The following is a 21,274-nucleotide window of genomic DNA, read 5'->3' as shown; positions in this document are numbered from 1 at the left end:
CCCCACCCGGTACGGCTCACACCTGGGCGTGCTGCTTCTCGGCGAGGTGGGCGCGCAGGCCCTCACCCTCGACGTCCACGTTGGGCAGGATCTTGTTCAGCCAGCGCGGCAGCCACCAGGCGGCGTTGTTCAGCAGCGACATGACCGCCGGCACGATGGTCATCCGGACCACGAACGCGTCGATGGCGACGCCGATCGCGAGCGCGAAGCCCATCGACTTGATGATCGGGTCCTCCAGGAAGACGAAGCCGCCGAACACCGAGATCATGATGAGCGCCGCGGCGGTGACCACCCGGGCGCCGTGCCCCATGCCGTTGATGGTGGCCTGCTGCGCGGTGTCGCCGTGCACGAAGTCCTCGCGCATCCGGGAGACCAGGAAGACCTCGTAGTCCATGGCCAGGCCGAACAGGATGCCGATGAGCAGGATGGGCAGGAAGCTGACCAGCGGGGCCGGGGTGTCCAGGCCGACCAGGTCGGCCAGGTGGCCCTGCTGGAACACCGCCACGGTGATGCCGAACGTGGCCGCCACGGTGAGCAGGAAGCCCAGCGCCGCCTTGACCGGCACCAGGATCGACCGGAACACCAGCATCAGCAGCAGGATCGACAGGCCCACCACCAGCAGCAGGTAGACCGGCAGCGCGTCGGAGAGCTTCTCGGACACGTCGATGCCGACCGCGGTGACGCCGGTGAGCAGCACGTCGGCGTTCTGGATGCCGGCGACCTGCTTGCGGATGTCCTGCACCACCGTCTCGGTGGCCTCGTCGGTCGGCCCGCTCTCCGGGATCACGCCGAGCAGCGCGGTACGCCCCGACGGGTCGACCTGCGGCGGGGCCACCGCGAGCACCCCGTCGGTCTTCTGGATCAGCGCGGTGACCTGCGGGATGGCGGCCTGGGTCGCCTGCGGCGAGTCGGCGGTCACCACGACCGCGAGCCGGCCGGTGAAGCCGGGGCCGAAGCCCTCCCGGATCAGGTCGCTGCTGACCCGGGCCGGGGTGCCCTCGGCGGCGGCGGAGGCGTCCGGCAGCGCCAGGCGCATGTCCTGGGCCGGGATCGCGAGCAGGCCGAGGCCGAGCAGCCCGACCAGGATCACCGGGATGCGCAGCTTGGTGACCCAGTTCGCCCAGCGGAAGCCGAAGCCGGTGCGGTCCTCCGAGCCGGTGGCCGGGTCCTCGACCGCCTTGCGGTCACGCAGCTTGCGCGGCAGCACCTTGTAACCGGCGAAGCCGAGCAGCGCCGGCGCCAGCGTGATCGCCACCAGCACGGCGATCGTGACGGTGCCGGCCGCGGCCAGGCCCATCACGGTGAGGAACGGGATGCCCACCACGGCCAGGCCGGCGAGCGCCACCACCACCGTGGCGCCGGCGAAGACCACAGCCGAGCCGGCGGTGCCGACCGCGCGGCCGACCGCCTCCTCCGGGGAGAGCCCGTCGAGGAGGTTCTGCCGGTGCCGGGAGGTGATGAACAGCGAGTAGTCGATGCCGACCGCGAGGCCGAGCATCAGCGCCAGGATCGGCGCGGTGCTGGTCAGCTCGACCGCGCCGCTGAGCGCGAACAGACCGGCCATGCCGACGCCGACGCCGATCAGCGCGTTCAGCATGGTCATCCCGGCCGCCACGAGCGAGCCGAACGTGATCACCAGGACGATCGCCGCGACCAGCACGCCGATCGCCTCGGTCGAGCCGACCTCCGGCTCGGCGTTCAGCACCTCGCCGCCGGGGGCGATCTGCCAGCCCTGCGCCTCGGCCTGCTCGCCGACCTTCTCGTACGCGTCGCGCTGCTCGTCGGTGATCTCGTCGACCCCGCCGGCGAACTGCACCTGGATCAGCGCGTAGCGGCCGTCCGGGGTGAGCGCCTGCGCCTGGTACGGGTCGACCGCGCCGACCACGCCGGGCAGCGTGGCCGCCTCCTGCGTGACCTGCTTGACCAACCCCTGGCCGGCGGGCGTGGTGAGCGCGCCGTCCTGTGGCGCCTTGATCGCGATCGTGCCGGTGGCGCCGCTGGCCGCCGGGAAGCGGTCGGCGAGCAGGTCGATCGCCTTCTGCGACTCGGTGCCGGGCATGGTGAAGTTGCTCGCCGTCGGGCCCCGCAGCGTGGCCGCGGCCAGGCCGAGGCCGACGAGTACGACGAGCCAGATGACGGCGACGAGTCGCCGTCGGCGCAGAGATGCCCGGCCGAGCCGGTACAGCAGGGTCGCCATGGACCTTCCTTGTCCTCGCAGGTTCGGATCAGATGGAGACTTCGAGCGCGCGGTACGCCACGGCGAGCAGCGCGGGTCGCAGCTGTTCGTCGGGGATGTCCAGGAACTCGCCGCAGGTCTCGGCGATGCCGGCGAGCACGACGAGCGCCGCGACCCGGGCCTCGGGCCGGTCGGAGAAGCCGGCGAACGCCGCGACCAGCCGTTCGGAGATCTGCTGGATGTGCATGAACGTGGGCTGCTGGAGCAGGTCGGAGAACTCGCCGCGGAGCAGCGCGATCTCGCGGCGGAAGCGGACCGCCAGGTCGACGAAGCCCTCCGCCGCGACGCGCTGGGCGTCCGCGCCGGTGTGCTCGGCGATCCGGGTGTCGAGTTCCTCCAGCACCGCGATGGCCGGCGCCATCAGCTCGCCGAGCAGCGCGTCCTTGCTGGCGAAGTGGTAGAGCACTGTGGCTTTGGAGCAGCCGACCTCACGGGCGATGTCCTGGAGTGAGGTGCCCTTGTAGCCGGTGACGGCGAACCGCCGAGCCGCCGCGGTGAGCAACTCGTCGTGGGTGGCCGGGGTGGGGCGCGCCATGACATCAAGCATGCCTGACCGATCGGTCAGGTGCTGACCGATCGGTCAGATAGAGCGCGTGGTGTTCGCCACATAAGGGCGATTTCAGTTGTTCAGGCCGGTGGGTGGCCGTGCCTACGGTCGTACTCGGCCCGGGCCGCGCTGATCGCCTCGCGGTGCCGTTCGGCCCAGCTGGTCAGCGCCACCAGCGAGTCGTACAGCTCGCGGGCCATCGGGGTGGCCGTGTACTCGACCTTCGGCGGCACGCAGGGGTGAACGTGCCGGTCCAGCAGCCCGTCCCGCTCCAGGTTGCGCAGCGTCAGCGTGAGCATCCGGCGGCTGATCCCCTCCACCCGGCGCTCCAGCTCGGTGAAGCGAACCGGGCCGGCCGAGGCGGCGATCAGGATGCCGATGGCCCACTTCCCGCCCACCCGGTCCAGCGCCTCCCGCACGGTGCAGGCGCTCGCCTGCTCCGCCGCGCCCGATCCGCACCGGTCCGCCTCTGCCTCGCCCACGCCCCGATCGTCGCAGGTGCCGGCCGGTGAGGCGCGCGCCGGGCACCGTGTCGGGGTTGCCGAGCCGGGCCCGGCCCGGGATGGTGGTCCGATGGGCGCCGCCGACGAGACCCGGGCCGGAGTGTCGCTGACCAACCTCGACCAGCCGCTGTTCGACAGCGCCGGGGCGACCAAACGCGACCTGGTCGACTACCTCGACGCGATGGCTGACCGGATCCTGCCGGAACTGCGGGACCGGCCGCTGTCGGTGCTGCGGGTGCGGCCCGGCCAGGAGCCGTTCATGCAGAAGAACCTGCCGAAGTACACGCCCGACTGGGTGCGCCGTACCGAGGTGTGGGCCGAGGCGTCGCGCCGGCGCATCTCGTACGCCCTCTGCGACGACCGGCGGACGCTGCTCTGGTTCGCCAACCAGCGGGCCGTCGAATACCACCCGACGCTCGGCCGGGCCGCGCAGCCCGAGCACCCGACCCACCTGGTGCTCGACCTCGACCCGCCGGAGGGCGACTCGTTCCCGGCCGCCGTGCGGGTCGCGCTGCTGGTCCGGCAGGCGCTCGCCGACGCCGGGCTGGCCGGCGCGGTGAAGACGAGCGGCGCGAAAGGGCTGCACGTGATCGTGCCGGTCGACCCGGCCACCACGGCGGAGGAGGCCGCCGCCGCGACCCGGGCGCTCGCCGTCCGTACCGAACGGCTCGACCCGGCGGCCGCGACCACCGCGTTCATCGTCGCCGACCGCCGCGGCCGCGTCTTCGTCGACTCCACCCGGGCGTACGGGGCGACTGTGGTGGCCGCCTACAGTCCCCGGATCCGGCCCGGCGCCCCCGTGTCGTACCCGGTGGGCTGGACCGACCTGGAGAGCGCGAGCCCAGCCGACTTCACCGTGCGGACCGTGCCCGCGCTACTGGGCGACCGGGATCCCTGGGCGGAGGCGCTGCCCGCGCCGCAGCGGCTGCCGGCGGACCTGGTCGAGCAGGGACGGACCATCCCGGTGGCCCGGGTGCAGGCGATGCACGAGGGCAAGCGGCGCGCCAAGGCCCGCCGCGAGGCCGGGTGAGCCCGGTCCGCGTCAGCGCCGCCCGGTCCTCGCCGCCGGCGGGTGCTTGCCCCAGGTGAACGCGATCAGCACCACGGCCAGGGCCCAGGTGACGATCATCGTCCAGATCGGGTGGGTCTCGGTGGCCGGGCGGCGGGCTCGCCCGCGTCCACCTCCCGCAGGATCCGCGCGGCGCGGGGCAGGTCGCCGCAGGCGGTTGCGCGGGCCGCGTTCGCCAGGGCCAGCCGGATGGCGCCGCCGGGGGAGGGGCTGTGCTCGTGCGCCCGCTGGGCCGCCGCCACCAGCTCGGCGGCGTCGGGGTGCCCGAACCGGGCCGCCAGCGACGCCAGCATGGTGAGCGTCCAGCTCCGCCCCGCGACGTCCAGCTCCTGGTTCAGCGCCCGCCCGAGGTACGTCAGGGACAGCGAGGGACGCTGGGTCGCGTAGTAGGCGCCGAGCCGCCCGAGCAGCATCGCCCGCTGGCGTGGCCCGTACCGGTCGGCGGCGACCTCCCGGTGCAGCATCCGCAGCGTCTCGTCCACCCGGCCCGCTAGGTAGAGGTTGTCGGCGACGTCGACCAGCCAGGCCAGGCGCGCCTCCGCCGCCCCGGGCGCGGGGGCGGCCAGCAGCAGATCAGCGGCCAGGCTGGGACCGACCGCCGGGTCGACCGCCAGCCGCGCGGCCAGCGCCGAGGCGGACCGGCTCACCGCCGGCAGGACCCGCAGCAGCTGCCGGGCCGCCTGGGCCGGGCGCCCGGCGTCGGCGAGCACCTCGGCCGCCGCCTCGCGCAGCGCCTGCCGCACCGAGGGCGGGGTGTCCCGCAGTACGTCGTCGCGCAACGCGATGGAAGACAGCCGCAGCCCGGCGGCGGTGTCGACGAGGAACCCGCGCGCGATCAGCTCCTCCACCGTCGCGTCGATCCGCTCGTCCGACGTGGTGCCGGTGTGCGCGGCCACCGCTTCGAGGAACCACAGCCCGCAGGGGGCGTCCGCGACGGCGACGGCGCGCATCACCGATCGGTGCGCGGTGGTCAGCGAGGAGGGTACGCCCGTGTGCATCTTGGGGCGGTTGGTCAACGGAGTCTCGGGCAACTGGCTCACCTTCGCAGGTGCTGGGGTTCGACCCGTTCACCGCGAGGTTAGCCAGCCCGTGACCTGTACATTCCCGAATTCGGGGACACTGCCGCGCACGCCGGGGACACGACGAAGGCCCCTGACCGGGCTGGTCAAGGGCCTTGCGGTGATCTGATCTGGTGCCCCCGGCAGGATTCGAACCTGCGCTCCCGCCTCCGGAGGGCGGTGCTCTATCCCCTGAGCTACGGGGGCTCAGCGACCCGAGAAGAGTAGCAAACCCCCTCCCGGATCACCGAATCGGTACCCCGCGAGTCGATCTTCGTCGGATCAGGCGGCGGCGACGGCGCGACCACAGCTCGGCAGCGGATGCAGCACGACGCGCCGGGGCAGCCGACGGGGCCATTCGTTGCGCGGCCACGAGCCGTCCACGATCAGGTGCACCGTGCGCTCCTCGGCGCCGCTGAGCCGCAGCACGAAGTCCCGGGGCAGCGGCGGATCCACCGACGGCGTGGTGACCATGAACCGCACCCGTCCCCGCGACGAGACCGCCGAGACCACGTCGGCGGCGGGCATGGTGCCGCGCAGGCGTACCCGGCCGATCCAGTAGACCTCGGCGGCGTGCTCCTGGGCCGCCCGCGTGATCGTCGGGTACTCGCTGCGTACCCACCGCTCGACCGCGCTGACGCACAGGCCGCAGGCCCGCTCGCGCGGCTCGCGCGGCCCCAGACCCCAGGCCCGCAGGTACGCCCCGACGGTGCCGGCGTCCATCGTCAGCCCGAACCGGCGCTCGATGAGGGCGGTCAGGCTCTGCCGTGTCCAGAGCTCCTCGTCGAGGCCGAACTCGTCGGGGTGGACCCCCCGGAGCACGTCGATGAGTTCGAGTTCCTGTTCGCGGCTGAGCGTTCCCGGCTCGCCCTGCCGCAGTCCGCGACGGACGGCTGCCACCGCTCCGTCACCGCCGATGGTGTGGCGTCGGCACCAGCTGGTCACCGACCGCCCTGCGTCTCTGAGTGCAACCCCCACGTCTTGGGCAACGAGCCCGAATCGCAACTGGTCACGATATGTGGGTAGAAAACTCTCCAACCCCCACAATGACCCGTTAACCCCAAACCGTTACAAACCCACAAACCGGGACATCTCACCCCCGGCCCCAACCTTCGACGTGGCCTCTCCGTCCCACCTCGACCGGCCCGCCTGCCCCGAACACATCACCCCGGGCCACGAGCCCACCCTTGATCGACTCCATCTCGCCGAAGTGGCTGCATCGCACCCACCCTGATCTCGCCACCTCCCCGAACTGGTGTCGATCAAGAGCGGGGATGCCGCCACTTCCCCGAGCTGGTGTCGATCAAGCACCGAGCCGGAAGCGCGGGTACGCGAGGCGGGCGGGGTGCCCGGTCGGGCCGGCCTTCGGCCACCAGCCGACCCTCGGCACGGCCACCCCGTCCCACCTCGTCCTACCTCGACCGGCCAGCCTGCCCGAGCACATCACCCTGCTCTTGATCCACTCCACCTCGCCGAAGTGGTTGCATCCCACCCACCTTGACCCCGCCACCTCCCCGAACTGGTGTCGATCAAGGGCGGGGATAACGCCACCTCCCCGAGCTGGAGTGGATCAAGAGCGGGAGGCGGCCGCTTCCCCGAGCTGGAGTGGATCAAGCTCCGAACCGGAAGCGCGGACGCGCGAGGGGCGGGCGAGGATGCCCTGTCGGGCCGACCCGGGCCGTCCTCACCCATCCTCCCGCGATCTTGCACTTGCGGCCCTCGCGTAACGGGGCGAATCCGGCATGGCCGGGGCAGTAACTGCAAGATCGCCGGGGCGGGCGGGCGGGTGAGGGCGGGACGGGGGAGGCCCGGTGCCCCTGGGAAGGGGGACCGGGCCTCGGGGGTCTTGCGGGGTGGCGGGTGGTGTTACGGGGTGCCGCCCAGGCGCTTCAGCGCCGCGCTCAGGTTGGTCAGGTCGTTCTGCTGCGTGTTCTTCATGACCTGCGCGACCGCCAGCACGTCGTCGTCACGCCCCTGCTCGAGGATGCCGTCGATCATGTGCACGCCGCCGATGTGGTGGCGGATCATCATCTGCAGGAAGAGCACGTCGAACTCGCGGCCGCTCGCGGCGCGCAGCTTCGCCATCTCCTCCGGCGTGGCCATGCCCGGCATCAGGCCGTCCTTGATCAGCCCGCCGCCGTCCTTCATCCACGCCATCGGCGCCTGCCCGCCGGTCGGGTCCAGCTTCCAGGACCGCAGCCAGGTCTGCATGGTGCCGATCTCGCCCTGCTGGCCGGTGGCGATGTCCACGCCGACCTGGCGTACCTCAGGGTCCTGCCCCTGGTTGAACGCGAGCAGCCCCATGGCCACGGCCTGGTTGTGGTGGGCGGTCATGTCCCGGGCGAACCCGGCCTCCGCCGAGTTCTCACCCGGCCGGGTGAGCGTGGGGGTGAGCAGACCGCCGGCGTACCCGAGGAGCAGCCCGACCACGAGGGCGGCGACCACCGCCGGCAGGCCGTAGCGGCGCATCGCGCCCCGGCCGCCCTGGTCGGCGGCCGGAGCCTCGTCCAGCTCGCTGTCGGTGGTCACCGGAGCGGTCATCGCGGCGTCGTCCTTACTGGGTGGGCTGCTGGGGCATGGTGTTCTGCAGGTTGTCGCGCGGAGCGGTGCCGGTGGCCGTGACGCCCTGGTCGCAGAGCGCGTTCGGGCCCTCGATGGAGGCGTTCACCCGCAGCGTCTTGATGAAGTCGTCGATGCGGCCGTCGTCGGCGTTGTCGACCTTGAGCTGGTAGCCCCAGGCCTGCAGCGAGATCGGCTTGTCCAGCCCCTCGAACGGGCTGAGCATCAGCTTCTCCTTGCCCTGCACCTTGCTCTTGAGCTTCTCCACCTGGTCGGCGGGCAGGTCCGGGCGGTAGGTGATCCACACCGTGCCGTGCTCCAGGCTGTGCACCGCGTGCTCGTTGGCGATCGGGGCGTCGTAGACGTCACCCATGCAGTTCTGCCAGGCCTGGTTGTGCGGGCCGCCGACCGGCGGGAGGACGTCGTACTTGATCGCGCCGGGCTGGTGGTTGCCGCCCTTGACCAGGTCCTTGTCCTTCTCGCGGTAGTCGACGATGCCGTTGATCGCCTGGGCCCGCTTCTCCCACGGCTGGCCGCCCTGGTAGACCGCCCAGGCGCCGACGCCGATGATGCCCACGGCCAGCACGCCGACCGCGACGAACAGGGCGATCGGGCCCCACGAGCGACCCTGGCTCACCTTCACCGGGGCGATCGGCTTGCGGCCCTTGCCGCCGGCACCGGGCCGTGGCGTGCCCTTGCCGCCCCCGGCCTTGCCCGCGCCGGCCTTCGCGGCTGGCTTGTCGGCAGCCGCGGGCCGGCCGGCGGCCGGCTTCTTGCCGGTGCTGACCACGGTGGGACGGCGCTCCGGGCCGCCCGGGGTGCTGATGCTCATCGTGCCTCGTCAGGTCGGTCGGTCAGGGGGGCCGCGGGGCCGGTTCACATGCTGGGTCGCCGCCGCGGTGCCCGAGTCTACCCCCGATAACATGGATCAGTGACTCCCGCAGAACTCGCCGAGGTCGTCCTCGCCGCAGCCCACGCCGTCTTCGACGAGCGCGGGCTGGACCGCGCCGCGCTGCCCGCGCAGACCACCGTCGAGCGACCCCGTAACCCGGATCACGGCGACTACGCCTCGACGCTGGCGCTCCAGCTCAGCAAGAAGGTGGGCGTACCCCCGCGGGAACTGGCGACCGCGCTGGCCGACGAGCTGGCCAAGGCGCCGGGGGTCAAGTCGGTGGAGATCGCCGGGCCGGGCTTCCTGAACGTCCGCCTCGACGCGGCCGCCGCCGGTCAGCTCGCCAAGCTCATCGTCGAGGCCGGCCCGGCGTACGGGAGCAGCGACACCCTCGCCGGGCAGCGGATCAACCTGGAGTTCGTCTCGGCGAACCCGACCGGCCCGGTGCACATCGGCGGGGTCCGCTGGGCGGCCGTCGGTGACGCGCTCAGCCGACTGCTGCGCGCCACCGGCGCCGACGTCGGCACGGAGTACTACTTCAACGACGCCGGCTCCCAGATCGACCGGTTCGCCCGCTCGCTGCTGGCCGCCGCGCAGGGCCAGCCCGCGCCGGAGGACGGCTACGGCGGCGCGTACATCGCGGAGATCGCCGCCGAGGTGGTCCGCCGCCGGCCGGACGTGCTCGACCTCACCCCGGACGCCGCCGAGGAGGTCTTCCGGACCGAGGGCGTCCAGCTCATGTTCGCCGAGATCAAGTCCTCGCTGCGCGACTTCGGTGTGGAGTTCGACACCTACTTCAACGAGAAGGACCTGCACGACCAGGGCGCGCTGGACGCGGCGCTGGCCCGGCTGCGGGAGCAGGGGCACGTCTTCGAGTCCGAGGGCGCGACCTGGCTGCGCACCACCGAGTTCGGCGACGACAAGGACCGGGTGCTGCGCAAGTCCAACGGCGAGTGGACGTACTTCGCCGCCGACTGCGCCTACTACCTGAACAAGCGGGAGCGCGGCTTCGACCGGGTCGTGATCATGCTGGGCGCCGACCACCACGGCTACATCGGCCGGATGAAGGCGATGTCGGCCTGCTTCGGCGACGACCCGGCGCGCAACCTGGAGATCCTTATCGGCCAGCTGGTCAACCTGGTCCGCGACGGCGCCCCGGTGCGGATGAGCAAGCGGGCCGGCACCGTGGTCACGCTGGAGGACCTGGTCGACGCGATCGGCGTGGACGCGGCCCGGTACGCGCTGGCCCGCTACTCGGCCGACTCGCCGATCGACATCGACGTGGAGCTGTGGACCCGGGCCAAGAACGACAACCCGGTCTACTACGTCCAGTACGTCGCGGCGCGTACCGCCGGGGTGGCCCGCAACGCGGCCGAGATCGGGCTGACCCGGGGTGACGCCGCCGCGTTCCAGCCCGAGCTGCTCGGCCACGACAAGGAGAACGAGCTACTCAAGGCGCTCGCCGAGTTCCCCGCCGTGGTGGCCACCGCCGCCGAGCTGCGCGAGCCGCACCGGGTGGCCCGCTACCTGGAGGAGAGCGTCGCGCAGGCGTACCACCGGTTCTACGACAACTGCCGGATCGCCCCGCAGGGCGACGAGAAGATCACCGACACCCACCGGGCGCGGCTCTGGCTCAACGACGCGACCCGGGTGGTCATCGCCAACGGCCTGCGCCTGCTCGGGGTGTCCGCGCCGGAGCGGATGTAGTCATGCGGGCGCATGAGGCAGGAGCGCTGCACGGCGAGATCGGCAGCCGGGGGCCGGCCTGGCTGCGTACCCCGGTCGACGTCAACGCCCTGGTGCCGCAGCTGTGGCCGCGCAACGTGGTGCGCGGCCCGGCCGGCGCGCTGACCGTCGCGGGCCTGGACGTCCGCGACCTGGCCGCCGAGTACGGCACCCCGGCGTACGTGCTGGACGAGGACGACCTGCGCGAGCGCTGCCGCGAGTTCCGCGCGGCTTTCCCGGACACGGACGTCTACTACGCCGGCAAGGCCTTCCTGTGCCGCGCGGTGGTCCGGATGATCGCCGAGGAGGGCCTGTTCCTCGACGTCTGCACCGGCGGTGAGCTGGCCACCGCGCTGTCGGCCGGGATGCCGGCGGAGCGGATCGGCTTCCACGGCAACAACAAGTCGGTCGCCGAGCTGACCCGGGCGGTCGACGCCGGGGTGGGGCGGATCATCGTCGACTCGTTCACCGAGATCGACCGGCTCTCCGAGCTGGCCCGCGAGCGCGGGGTACGCCCGAAGGTGCTGGTCCGGGTCACCGTCGGCGTGGAGGCGCACACCCACGAGTTCATCGCCACCGCGCACGAGGACCAGAAGTTCGGCTTCTCGCTCGCCGGCGGCGCCGCCGCCGCGGCCGCGTTCAAGATCCTCGACGAGGACGTGCTGGAGCTGCGCGGCCTGCACTCGCACATCGGCTCGCAGATCTTCGACGCCAGCGGCTTCGAGGTGTCCGCCCGCCGGGTGCTCGCGCTCCAGTCGCAGATCCGCGACGCCCGCGGCGTGGAGCTGCCCGAGCTGGACCTGGGCGGCGGCTTCGGCATCGCGTACACCACCCAGGACGACCCGGCGTCGCCGCACGACCTGGCGAAGCGCCTGCGCAAGATCGTCGACGGGGAGTGCGCGGCGGAGAACCTCGCCGTGCCGCACCTGTCGGTCGAGCCGGGCCGCGCGATCGTCGGCCCGGCCGTGTTCACGCTCTACCAGGCCGGGACCGTGAAGGACGTGGACGGCCTGCGCACCTACGTGAGCGTGGACGGGGGGATGAGCGACAACATCCGTACCGCGCTCTACGACGCCTCGTACTCGGCCACGATGGCGAACCGCACGTCGACGGCGCAGCCGATGCTCGCCCGCGTGGTGGGAAAGCATTGTGAGTCCGGGGACATCGTGGTGAAGGATGAATTTCTGCCCGCCGACGTGCAGCCCGGAGATCTTGTTGCGGTGCCCGGCACCGGGGCGTACTGCCGGAGCATGGCCAGCAACTACAACCATGTCCCGCGGCCCCCGGTCGTCGCCGTCCGTGACGGTCGGGCGCGGCTGATCGTCCGCCGGGAGACCGAAGACGACCTGCTGGCATTGGATGTGGGATGACCTCACCGGTTCGCTTGGCGCTGCTCGGCTGTGGCACGGTCGGTAGCGACGTGGTCCGACTGCTGCACGAGCAGTCGGCCGACCTCGCCGCCCGGATCGGCGCCCCGCTGGAGATCGCCGGGATCGCCGTACGCCGGCTCGGCCGTGACCGCGGCGACCTGCCGGTCGACCCGGCGCTGTTCACCACCGACGCGCTCGGGCTGATCAAACGCGACGACGTGGACGTGGTGGTCGAGGTGGTCGGCGGCATCGAGCCGGCCCGCGGCTGGCTCGTCGAGGCGCTGCGCGCGGGCAAGAGCGTGGTCACCGCCAACAAGGCGCTGCTCGCCGAGGACGGCGCGACGCTGCACGACGCCGCCGCCGAGGGCGGCGCCGACCTCTACTACGAGGCGAGCGTCGCCGGGGCGATCCCGCTGCTGCGCCCGCTGCGCGAGTCGCTGCACGGTGACCGGATCACCCGGGTCACCGGCATCGTGAACGGCACCACCAACTTCATCCTCTCCGCCATGGACGCCACCGGCGCCGGCTTCGCCGAGGCGCTGGAGGAGGCCACCGAGCTGGGGTACGCCGAGGCGGACCCGACGGCCGACGTGGAGGGCTTCGACGCCGCCGCCAAGGCCGCCATCCTCGCCTCGCTGGCGTTCCACACCCGGGTGACCGCCGCCGACGTGCACCGCGAGGGCATCACCGAGGTGACCGCCGCCGACGTGGCCAGCGCCAAGGCCATGGGCTGCACGATCAAGCTGCTCTGCATCGCCGCCCGGGGCGTCGACCCGGAGGGCCGGGAGACGGTGAACGTCCGGGTGCACCCGGCGATGATCCCGCTGACCCACCCGCTCGCGAGCGTCGGCGACGCGTTCAACGCGGTGTTCGTCGAGGCCGACGCGGCCGGGCAGCTCATGTTCTACGGCCGGGGCGCCGGTGGCGCGCCCACCGCCAGCGCGGTGCTCGGCGACGTGGTGGCGGTGGCCCGCAACCGTCTCGCCGGGGTACGCGCGGCGAGCGAGTCCGCGTACGCCGACCTGTCGGTGCGGCCGATGGGCGAGGCGCTCACCCGCTACCACATCAGCCTCGACGTGGCCGACCGCCCGGGTGTGCTGGCCGGGGTGGCGGGGGTCTTCGCCCGGCACGAGGTGTCCATCGCCACGGTGCGGCAGGGCCCGGCCGGCGGCGACGCGGAACTGGTTATCGTCACCCACGTCGCGCCCGACGCCGCGCTCGCGGCCACCGTCCGTGAGCTGCGCGGACTGGACATCGTCCGCTCGGTGACGAGCGTGCTGCGGGTGGAGGGCGGCGCGTAACCGGCGCGTCCCGCCTGATGGTTAAGGCAGGGTGTGCCGGTGGCCGGCCGGGCAGGCTGGTCCACGCTGTTGGCAGGCCCCGGAGCGGGGCGACAGAGGCGAGGAGCGCGACATGTGGCGGGGACTGATCGAGGCGTACCGGGACCGGCTGCCGGTCACCGACGCGACTCCCGTCGTCACCCTGCACGAGGGCAACACGCCGCTGCTGCCGGCACCGGTGCTCTCCGCCCGGGTCGGCGCGGACGTCTGGCTCAAGGTCGAAGGGGCCAACCCGACCGGCTCGTTCAAGGACCGGGGCATGACGGTCGCCGTCTCCAAGGCCGTCGAGGCCGGTGACAAGGCGATCATCTGCGCGTCCACCGGCAACACCAGCGCTTCCGCCGCCGCGTACGCGGCCCGCGCCGGGATCACCTGCGCGGTGCTGGTGCCGCAGGGCAAGATCGCGCTGGGCAAGCTGGCCCAGGCGCTCGTGCACGGCGCGAAGCTGCTCCAGGTGCAGGGCAACTTCGACGACTGCCTCGGGCTGGCCGGCAAGCTCGCCCAGGACTACCCGGTCGCGCTGGTCAACTCCGTCAACATCGACCGGCTGCACGGCCAGAAGACCGCCGCCTTCGAGATCGTCGAGGCGCTCGGCGACGCGCCCGACATCCACTGCCTGCCGGTCGGCAACGCCGGCAACATCACCGCGTACTGGATGGGCTACTCCGAGGACCTGCGCGACGGCAACGCCACGAAGGCCCCCCGGATGTACGGCTTCCAGGCCGCCGGCGCGGCCCCCATCGTCACCGGCCAGGTGGTGCCGGAGCCGTCCACGATCGCCACCGCCATCCGGATCGGCAACCCGGCGAGCTGGACCAAGGCCCTCGACGCGCGGGACGCCTCCGGCGGCCTGATCTCCGCCGTCACCGACCGGGAGATCCTGTCGGCGTACCGGCTGCTGGCCCGCGAGGTGGGCGTCTTCGTGGAGCTGGGCAGCGCGGCCAGCGTCGCCGGTCTGCTCCAGCAGGCCGCCGCCGGCAAGGTGCCGGCCGGGTCGCGGGTGGTCTGCACGGTCACCGGGCACGGTCTGAAGGACCCGGAGTGGGCCATCTCGACCGCGCCCGCGCCGGTGACGATCGCCAACGACGCGCTGGCCGCCGCGCGCTCCCTCGACCTGGTCTGATCCCTCCGTCTCCCGCGGTGTTCCCGGACCGGCCGGCGCCCTCCGCGCTCGACCCATGCCAGTTCGGGGAGGTGGCGGTATCCCCGCTCTTGATCGACACCAGCTCGGGGACGTGGCGGGATCAGGGTGGGCGGGTTGCAACCACCTCGGCGAAGTGGAGTCGATCAAGGCGGGTGCGGGCGACCCTCAAGCACGGCAATGTCATCGGCTGGGGCGGATGCCGGGAGTGTCGGGCCGTGCGGCAGACTCAGGGCCCCGCAAACCCCCTCTTCAGGAGTGAGTAACGCCGATGTCGCTGCTCGCCAGATTCAGTCTCGCCAACCGGGGCCTGATCGCCCTCGTCGCGTTGGTGACGACGGCGTTCGGGCTGTTCGCCGTGCCGTCGCTGAAGCAGCAGCTCCTGCCGTCGCTGGAGTTTCCCGCCGCGTTCATCGTGGCGACGTACCCGGGTGCCGCGCCGGAGATCGTCGAAGCCCAGGTCGCCGAGCCGATCGAGAATAGCCTCAAGGGCATCCCGGGCCTGGACACGGTCACCTCGACCTCGCGCGAGGGCTCGGCCACGGTCCAGGTGCAGTACGAGTTCGGCACCGACCTGGACGACGTGGTCAACAAGATGGAGACCGCGCTCAACCGGATCGACGCCCAGTTGCCCGAGGGCGTCGACCCGCAGGTGATCGCCGGCAGCACCGACGACCTGCCCGCCGTGGTGGTCGCCGCGACCGGTGACGGCGACGAGCGGGCGCTGGCCGAGAAGCTGCGTACCGCCGTCGTGCCGGAGCTGGAGGCGCTGGACGGCGTCCGGTCGGTGGACGTCACCGGCGCCCGGGACCAGATCGTGACGATCACGCCGGACCCGGCGAAGCTCGCCGCCGCCCGGGTGGCGCCGACCGCCATCGCGTCGGCGCTCAAGAGCAACGGTGTGGCGGTGCCGGCGGGCGCGCTCGCCGACGGCGACCGGTCGCTGCCGGTGCAGGTGGGCACGCCGATCCGTACGCTCGACGACCTGCGCGGCATCGTGCTCACCACGGCGCCCGCCGCCCCGGTACGCCTCGGCGACGTCGCAGCGGTGGAGCAGCAGCTCGCCCCGGCGACCTCGTTGACCCGTACCAACGGCAAGCCCAGCCTGGGAATCGCGGTGACGGCCGCTCCGGACGGCAACGCGGTGGAGATCTCGCACGAGATCCGGGACCGGCTGGACGAGCTGGGTGACGCCGCGGGCGCCGAGCTGACAGTGGTCTTCGACCAGGCACCGTTCGTCGAGAAGTCCATCGAGAGCCTGACCACCGAGGGCCTGCTGGGCCTGGTCATGGCGGTCGTGGTGATCCTGGTGTTCCTGCTGTCGGTGCGTTCCACGGTGGTCACCGCGGTGTCCATCCCGCTGTCGGTGCTGGTCGCGCTGATCGTGCTCTGGTCCGGCGACTACTCGCTCAACCTGCTCACCCTGGGCGCGCTGACCATCGCGGTGGGCCGGGTGGTGGACGACTCCATCGTGGTGCTGGAGAACATCAAACGGCACCTGGAGTACGGCGAGCCGAAGCGGGACGCGATTCTCACCGCGGTCCGCGAGGTGGCCGGCGCGGTGACCGCGTCCACGCTCACCACTGTCGCCGTGTTCGCGCCGATCGCCCTGGTGGGCGGCTTCGTCGGGCAGCTCTTCGCCCCGTTCGCGATCACCGTGACGGTGGCGCTGCTCGCCTCGCTGCTGGTGTCGCTCACTGTCATCCCGGTGCTGGCGTACTGGTTCCTGCGGCCGCGCGGCGGCGCCGACGACGCCGCGGCCCGGCGGGAGGCCGAGGAGAAGGAGCTGCGCAACCCGCTGCAGCGGGCGTACCTGCCGGTGATCGACTTCGCCACCCGCTCCCGGAAGACCCGGTGGGCGACCGTCGGCCTGGGCCTGCTGGTGCTCCTGGGCACGTTCGGGCTGGCACAGAAGCTGGAGACGAACTTCCTGGACGACTCGGGCCAGGACACGCTCGCCATCCGGCAGGAGATGCCGGCCGGCACCTCGCTCGCCGGCACCGACCGGGCCGCCGCGCGGATCGAGGAGGTGCTGCGGCGTACCCCCGGGGTGGAGACCTACCAGGTCAGCGCCGGTGGTGGCGACAACCCGTTCGCCGGCGGCGGCAGCGACCGGGCCACCTGGTCGCTGTCGCTCTCCGACGACACCGACGCCGCGACGGTACGCCAGGGCCTGCGCAAGGAGTTCGACGCGCTCGGCCCGGAGGTGGGCGAGCTGACGTTCGGCGGCGGGCAGAACGCCTCGGCCAACCAGGTCGAGGTGGTGGTGCAGGCCGCCGACCAGGAGACGCTGACCCGGGCGGCCGAGGCGGTACGTGCCGCGATGGCCGACACGCCGGGCGTGGAGGACGTCACCAGCAGCCTGGCCACGCGGGTGCCCCGCGTCGAGGTGACTGTGGACCGGGTCGCCGCGGCCCGCGCCGGGCTCACCGAGGCGGCCGTCGGGCAGCTCGTCGCGCAGGTGTACCGGGGTGCGCCGCTGGGCCAGGTCACGCTCGACGGCACGGCTCAGACCGTGGTCCTGAGCAGCGGTGCCCGGCCGCCGCTGACCGTGGCGGAGCTGCGGGCGCTGCCGGTCGGCGCGGTGCCGCTGGATGCGATCGCGGACGTCAACCAGGTCGAGGGCCCGCAGCAGGTGACCCGGATCGACGGCGAGCGCAGCGTCTCGGTCACCGGCACGGCGACCGGCTCGAACCTCGGCGCCACCACGCAGGAGCTGCAGAAGCGGCTGGACGCGCTGGACGTGCCGGGCGCCACGTACGAGATCGGCGGCGTCAGCGCCGACCAGGCGGACGCGTTCGCGGACCTCGGGCTCGCGGTGCTGGCCGCCATCGCGATCGTCTTCCTGATCATGGTGGCCACGTTCCGCAGCCTCACCCAGGCGCTGATCCTGCTGATCTCGGTGCCGTTCGCGGCGACCGGGGCGATCGGGCTGCTGCTGGTCACCGGGACGCCGCTGGGCGTGCCGGCGCTGATCGGCGTGCTCATGCTCGTCGGCATCGTGGTGACGAACGCGATCGTGCTGCTGGATCTGATCAACCAGTACCGGGCGCAGGGCATGGACGTGACCGAGGCCGTGGTGGAGGGCGGCCGGCGCCGGCTGCGGCCGATCCTGATGACAGCCGTCGCGACGATCTTCGCGTTGCTGCCGATGGCGCTCGGCCTGACCGGTGAGGGCGGCTTCATCTCCAAGCCGCTGGCGATCGTGGTGATCGGCGGCCTGCTCAGCTCGACGTTGTTGACGCTGGTGCTGGTGCCGACGCTCTACACGATGGTGGAGCACACCAAGGGCTCGTTCCGGGCCCGGCGCCGGGGCGCGGCGGCGCCGGTCGAGCCGGAGCCGGCGGCCGATCCGGTGCCGGTGCCGGTCGGCGGCGGCGGCGAGGAGCGCGTCGAGGAGCGGGCTCGGGTCGCGCCGCCACCGGCCCGCCCGTCGGGCGCGCTGATCGACGGTACGGACCAGTTCGAGGTGCTCCGCCTGCCCAAGAGCCGCCGTTCCCCGCTTCCCCCCACCGAGTGACGGGTCGGGAGGGGCCCGCGCGGCCCCTCCCGACACCTCGGCGCACGGGACACACCAGAAGCGCATCCGGCGGTACGCTCGGTGAGCTGATGCCTACTTTCGGTGCGGGGGCGCGATGGGGGTCGCGGGCCGGTGGAATCGACGTACCGTGCTGCGCCGGTCCGCGCTGCTGTTGGGCGGCGCCGCGCTCGGCTCCGCCGCCACCGTGGAGAGCACCTGGGTGGCCGACCGCCGCCTCCCGCTGGCGGGCGGCCCGGCCAGCGCCACGCTCGGCAACCGCCACCAGGACGTCGGTCGCGGCGGGGTCCAGGTCGTCTGGGGCGTACGCACCGACGAACCCCTGGTGGCGCTCACCTTCGACGACGGCCCCCGCCCACAGTGGACCCCGATGGTGCTGGACACGCTGGCCGAACACCGGGTGCCGGCCACCTTCTTCCTGGTCGGTGAGCGGGCGCGCCGGCACGCCCCGCTGGTCCGGGACCGGATGGACGGCCACGAGGTCGGCAACCACAGCTGGGCGCACCGCGACCTGGCCCGGATGGACGCCGCGACGGTCTACGACGACCTGCGCCGCAGCCACGATGCGATCACCGCGGCCACCGGATCGTCCCCGCGACTGCTCCGCCCGCCCTGGGGACATCTGGGCGGCGCGGTGCTGTACGCCTCGGCCCGGCTGGACTACCGGCTGGTGCTGTGGACGCTGCAGATGGTCGAGAGCGAGTTCCCGCACGACCCGGCCGGGCACGCCCGGCGGATCGTGGCCGACGTGCGCCCCGGCACGATCGTGCTCGGGCACGACGTGGGCGACGACCGGCGGCTGGTCGCGCTCCGCGGCCTGCCCGACATGATCGACGGGTTGCGGGCCCGGGGATACACCTTCGTCACGGTCTCCGACCTGCTGCGCCGAGCTGCCGGTGGGGGAGCGGCCCGATAGGGTGCCCGCGTGTCGCCCACCCTCTCCGTCCTCGTCCGCAACCGCGACTTCCGCCATCTGTTCATCGCCGAGCTGGTCGTGTTCGGCGCGGACTGGTTCGTCATGGTGCCGCTGCTGGTGCTGCTGCCGGAGCTGACCGGCAGCGGGGTGTGGGGCGCGCTGGTGCTGGCCGTGGACACCGGCACCACCGCGTTGCTGCTGCCGTACGCCGGGACCGTGGCCGACCGGTTCGACCGCCGCAAGGTGATGATGGCGGCGAACATCGCGGCCCTGGCCGGTGTCCTGCTGCTGCTCGGTGTGCGCGGCGCCGGCACGGCCTGGCTGGCGCTGGCGGCGATCGCGCTGGTGGCGGTGGCGAAGGCCTTCTACTCGCCGGCCGCCCAGGCCGCGCTGCCCAACGTGGTCGACCCGGCGGACCTGGCGGCGGCGAACGCGGTCGCCGGCTCGGCCTGGGGCACCATGACAGTGGTCGGCGCTTCACTCGGCGGCATCCTGAGCGCCGTGTACGGCCCGTACGCCAGCTTCTGGGTGGCCGCCGCGGGCCTGCTCGCCGCGTTCGGCCAGGCCGCGCTGATCCGCCGGCCCCTGCAGGCGCCGCGCGACCCGGCGGCGGCCGTGCCGCGCACGTGGGCGGCGATCCGGGAGGCGCTGCGCTACATCGTCCAGCGTCCGCGCGTGCTCGCGCTGGTCACCGTGAAGTCGGCGGTCGGCCTCGGCAACGGCGTGCTGACCGTCTTCCCGCTGCTCGCCGGCGTGTACGGCGTCGGCCCGGTCGGCGCGGGCCTGCTCTTCGCCGCCCGGGGCGCCGGGGCCCTGGTCGGTCCGATCCTGATGCGCCGGGTGCTCAGCAACCGGGCCTGGCTGCTCACCGGTCTGGCGCTGTCCATGTCACTGTACGGCCTGGCCTATCTGGGCGCGTCGGTGGTGTCCTGGTTCCCGCTGGTGCTGGTCCTGGTCTTCCTGGCCCACCTGGGCGGCGGCAGCAACTGGGTGCTGTCCAACTACGCGTTGCAGGGCGAGGTGCCGGACCGGCTGCGCGGCCGGGTCTTCGCCACCGACATGATGCTGGCCACGCTCGCCATCGCGGTGAGCCAGCTGGTCGTGGCGCTCGTGGTGGACCGGGTGGACGAGCGCACCGTGCTGGTCGGTTGCGGCCTGGCCACCGTCGTCTACGCGCTCGGCTGGCGGTTCGCCACCCGGCGGCTCTCGCTCACCGACCCGGTCGACGCGCCGACCCCGGAGCGCACCGGCTGACACGCCGGTCCCACGCTCCGGGCGGTCCGGCCGGGCTGTCGGGGTGACGTCCTAGCATGAGCCGGTGCCGACGACCTTCCTCCCCGGCCCGGTCCGGGTCCGGGTGCCCGCGACCAGCGCCAACCTGGGCCCCGGCTTCGACGCGCTCGGCCTGGCGCTGGGCCGCCACGACGACGTCACGGCCGAGGTGACCGGCGGCGGCGTGCGAGTGGCGGTCACCGGCGAGGGTGCCGGTGAGCTGCCGGCGGACGAGCGGCACCTGATCGTGACCGCCATGCGGGCCACCTTCGACGTGCTCGGCGCGCAGCCGGCCGGCCTGGCGCTGGAGTGCGAGAACCGCATTCCCCAGGCGCGTGGGCTCGGCTCGTCCTCGGCCGCGATCGTGGCCGGGGTGCTGGCGGCCCGCGCCCTGGTTGCAGACGGCGAGCAGCGGATGGACGACGACGCCGCGCTGCGGTTGGCCGCCGAGTTGGAGGGGCATCCGGACAATGTCGCGCCCTGCCTGCTCGGGGGCTTCACGATCGCCTGGACGGAGCCGGGCGGCGCGCGGGCGGTATCGCTGCCGGTGGCGCCGGCCGTGCGCCCGACCGTCTTCGTACCCGCCGAGCGGGGCCTGACCTCGGTGGCCCGGGCCGCCCTGCCGGCCACCGTGCCGCACGCCGACGCGGCGCTCAACGCAGGCCGGGCGGCCCTGCTGGTGCACGCGCTGACCACCGATCCGGCGCTGCTGCTGCCGGCCACCGTCGACCGGCTGCACCAGGAGCAGCGGGCGCCCGGGATGCCCGCCACCGCGGCGCTCGTCGGCGCGTTGCGTGCGGCTGGTGTGGCGGCTGTGGTCAGTGGGGCGGGGCCGACGGTGCTGGCGCTTTCCCAGGTCCCGGTGGGATTTGAGCCGGGAACAGATTGGCGCCGGTGGGAGTTGCCGATAGATGTCAGCGGTGCCCGGGTCATCCGGGGTAGACTTTGACACGCCGAGCGGGGCCCTGTTGCCGCAGGTCGGAAGAGTTGATTACGCTCTAGACCTAGCACAGCCGCGAAGCATGCGATCTTCCTGCGGTTCGGCGCACCCCCGAAGCTCTCGGCGGTCAGCCCGTCACCCCTGCCCAAGGCCCACGCCGCACCGCAG

Annotated in this window: 16 protein-coding genes and 1 tRNA gene; 9 read left to right on the top strand and 8 right to left on the bottom strand. The window is 72.9% G+C overall.

Going from position 1 to position 21,274, the window contains the following annotated elements:
* Positions 1-16: 16 nt before the first annotated feature.
* The 3 genes from J3R08_RS26015 to J3R08_RS26005 all read right to left on the bottom strand — a co-directional run bounded on the left by J3R08_RS26015 (position 17) and on the right by J3R08_RS26005 (position 3,265).
* Positions 17-2,197: an MMPL family transporter gene (locus J3R08_RS26015; RefSeq protein WP_064447849.1), complete on the bottom strand. Its 2,181-nt coding sequence runs from the start codon at positions 2,195-2,197 to the stop codon at positions 17-19.
* Between the two features lie 28 nt (positions 2,198-2,225).
* Positions 2,226-2,771, bottom strand: a complete 546-nt coding sequence (locus J3R08_RS26010; protein ID WP_043328594.1) for a TetR/AcrR family transcriptional regulator — start codon at positions 2,769-2,771, stop codon at positions 2,226-2,228.
* A gap of 92 nt (positions 2,772-2,863) precedes the next feature.
* Positions 2,864-3,265 (bottom strand): helix-turn-helix domain-containing protein, encoded by a 402-nt coding sequence (locus J3R08_RS26005; RefSeq protein ID WP_043328596.1) that lies wholly within the window; start codon positions 3,263-3,265, stop codon positions 2,864-2,866.
* Between the two features lie 91 nt (positions 3,266-3,356).
* Between J3R08_RS26005 and ligD the strand changes: the two genes are divergently transcribed.
* Complete coding sequence (gene ligD, locus J3R08_RS26000) at positions 3,357-4,316, top strand: non-homologous end-joining DNA ligase (protein WP_064447848.1); 960 nt, start codon at positions 3,357-3,359, stop codon at positions 4,314-4,316.
* A 95-nt stretch (positions 4,317-4,411) separates the two neighbouring features.
* On the opposite strand, the gene J3R08_RS25995 is transcribed toward ligD, so the two are convergent.
* From J3R08_RS25995 to J3R08_RS25975, 5 genes are all read right to left on the bottom strand, one after another.
* Positions 4,412-5,386, bottom strand: coding sequence for a hypothetical protein (locus J3R08_RS25995; protein ID WP_245254807.1), 975 nt, complete (start codon positions 5,384-5,386; stop codon positions 4,412-4,414).
* 159 nt (positions 5,387-5,545) lie between these two features.
* A tRNA-Arg gene (locus tag J3R08_RS25990) sits at positions 5,546-5,620 on the bottom strand.
* A gap of 75 nt (positions 5,621-5,695) precedes the next feature.
* Positions 5,696-6,391 carry a winged helix-turn-helix domain-containing protein gene (locus J3R08_RS25985; protein WP_069087384.1) on the bottom strand — a complete coding sequence of 232 codons (696 nt, stop codon included), beginning with the start codon at positions 6,389-6,391 and terminating at the stop codon, positions 5,696-5,698.
* Positions 6,392-7,279: 888 nt separating this feature from the next.
* Positions 7,280-7,954 (bottom strand): DUF305 domain-containing protein, encoded by a 675-nt coding sequence (locus J3R08_RS25980; protein WP_043328618.1) that lies wholly within the window; start codon positions 7,952-7,954, stop codon positions 7,280-7,282.
* Positions 7,955-7,967: 13 nt separating this feature from the next.
* Entirely contained in the window at positions 7,968-8,804 is an 837-nt protein-coding gene (locus tag J3R08_RS25975; RefSeq protein ID WP_043328620.1) for a DUF3105 domain-containing protein, read from the bottom strand.
* 99 nt (positions 8,805-8,903) lie between these two features.
* Here J3R08_RS25975 and argS point away from each other — a divergent pair, with 99 nt between their 5' ends.
* From argS to thrB, 8 genes are all read left to right on the top strand, one after another.
* Entirely contained in the window at positions 8,904-10,571 is a 1,668-nt protein-coding gene (gene argS, locus J3R08_RS25970; protein ID WP_043328621.1) for an arginine--tRNA ligase, read from the top strand.
* Between the two features lie 2 nt (positions 10,572-10,573).
* Positions 10,574-11,959, top strand: coding sequence for a diaminopimelate decarboxylase (gene lysA / locus J3R08_RS25965; RefSeq protein ID WP_113974605.1), 1,386 nt, complete (start codon positions 10,574-10,576; stop codon positions 11,957-11,959).
* On the top strand, positions 11,956-13,260 hold the full coding sequence (locus tag J3R08_RS25960) for a homoserine dehydrogenase (protein WP_043328623.1): 1,305 nt from the start codon (positions 11,956-11,958) through the stop codon (positions 13,258-13,260). The genes lysA and J3R08_RS25960 overlap by 4 nt, the downstream gene beginning before the upstream one ends.
* 112 nt (positions 13,261-13,372) lie before the next feature.
* Positions 13,373-14,422, top strand: coding sequence for a threonine synthase (gene thrC, locus J3R08_RS25955; protein WP_043328624.1), 1,050 nt, complete (start codon positions 13,373-13,375; stop codon positions 14,420-14,422).
* Positions 14,423-14,711: 289 nt separating this feature from the next.
* Positions 14,712-17,960 (top strand): efflux RND transporter permease subunit, encoded by a 3,249-nt coding sequence (locus J3R08_RS25950; protein ID WP_209963057.1) that lies wholly within the window; start codon positions 14,712-14,714, stop codon positions 17,958-17,960.
* A 115-nt stretch (positions 17,961-18,075) separates the two neighbouring features.
* Positions 18,076-18,894 carry a polysaccharide deacetylase family protein gene (locus tag J3R08_RS25945; RefSeq protein WP_043328627.1) on the top strand — a complete coding sequence of 273 codons (819 nt, stop codon included), beginning with the start codon at positions 18,076-18,078 and terminating at the stop codon, positions 18,892-18,894.
* A 9-nt stretch (positions 18,895-18,903) separates the two neighbouring features.
* The gene (locus J3R08_RS25940; RefSeq protein WP_209963055.1) at positions 18,904-20,148 is read left to right on the top strand and encodes an MFS transporter; all 1,245 of its coding nucleotides are present in this window, start codon (positions 18,904-18,906) and stop codon (positions 20,146-20,148) included.
* A gap of 64 nt (positions 20,149-20,212) precedes the next feature.
* Positions 20,213-21,115, top strand: coding sequence for a homoserine kinase (thrB, locus tag J3R08_RS25935; protein WP_043328630.1), 903 nt, complete (start codon positions 20,213-20,215; stop codon positions 21,113-21,115).
* The last annotated feature ends 159 nt before the right edge of the window (positions 21,116-21,274 follow it).

The organism is Micromonospora sp. HB375, assembly GCF_017872985.1.
Classification (GTDB): domain Bacteria; phylum Actinomycetota; class Actinomycetes; order Mycobacteriales; family Micromonosporaceae; genus Micromonospora; species Micromonospora chalcea.
This window is presented reverse-complemented; position numbering and strand designations above follow the sequence as displayed.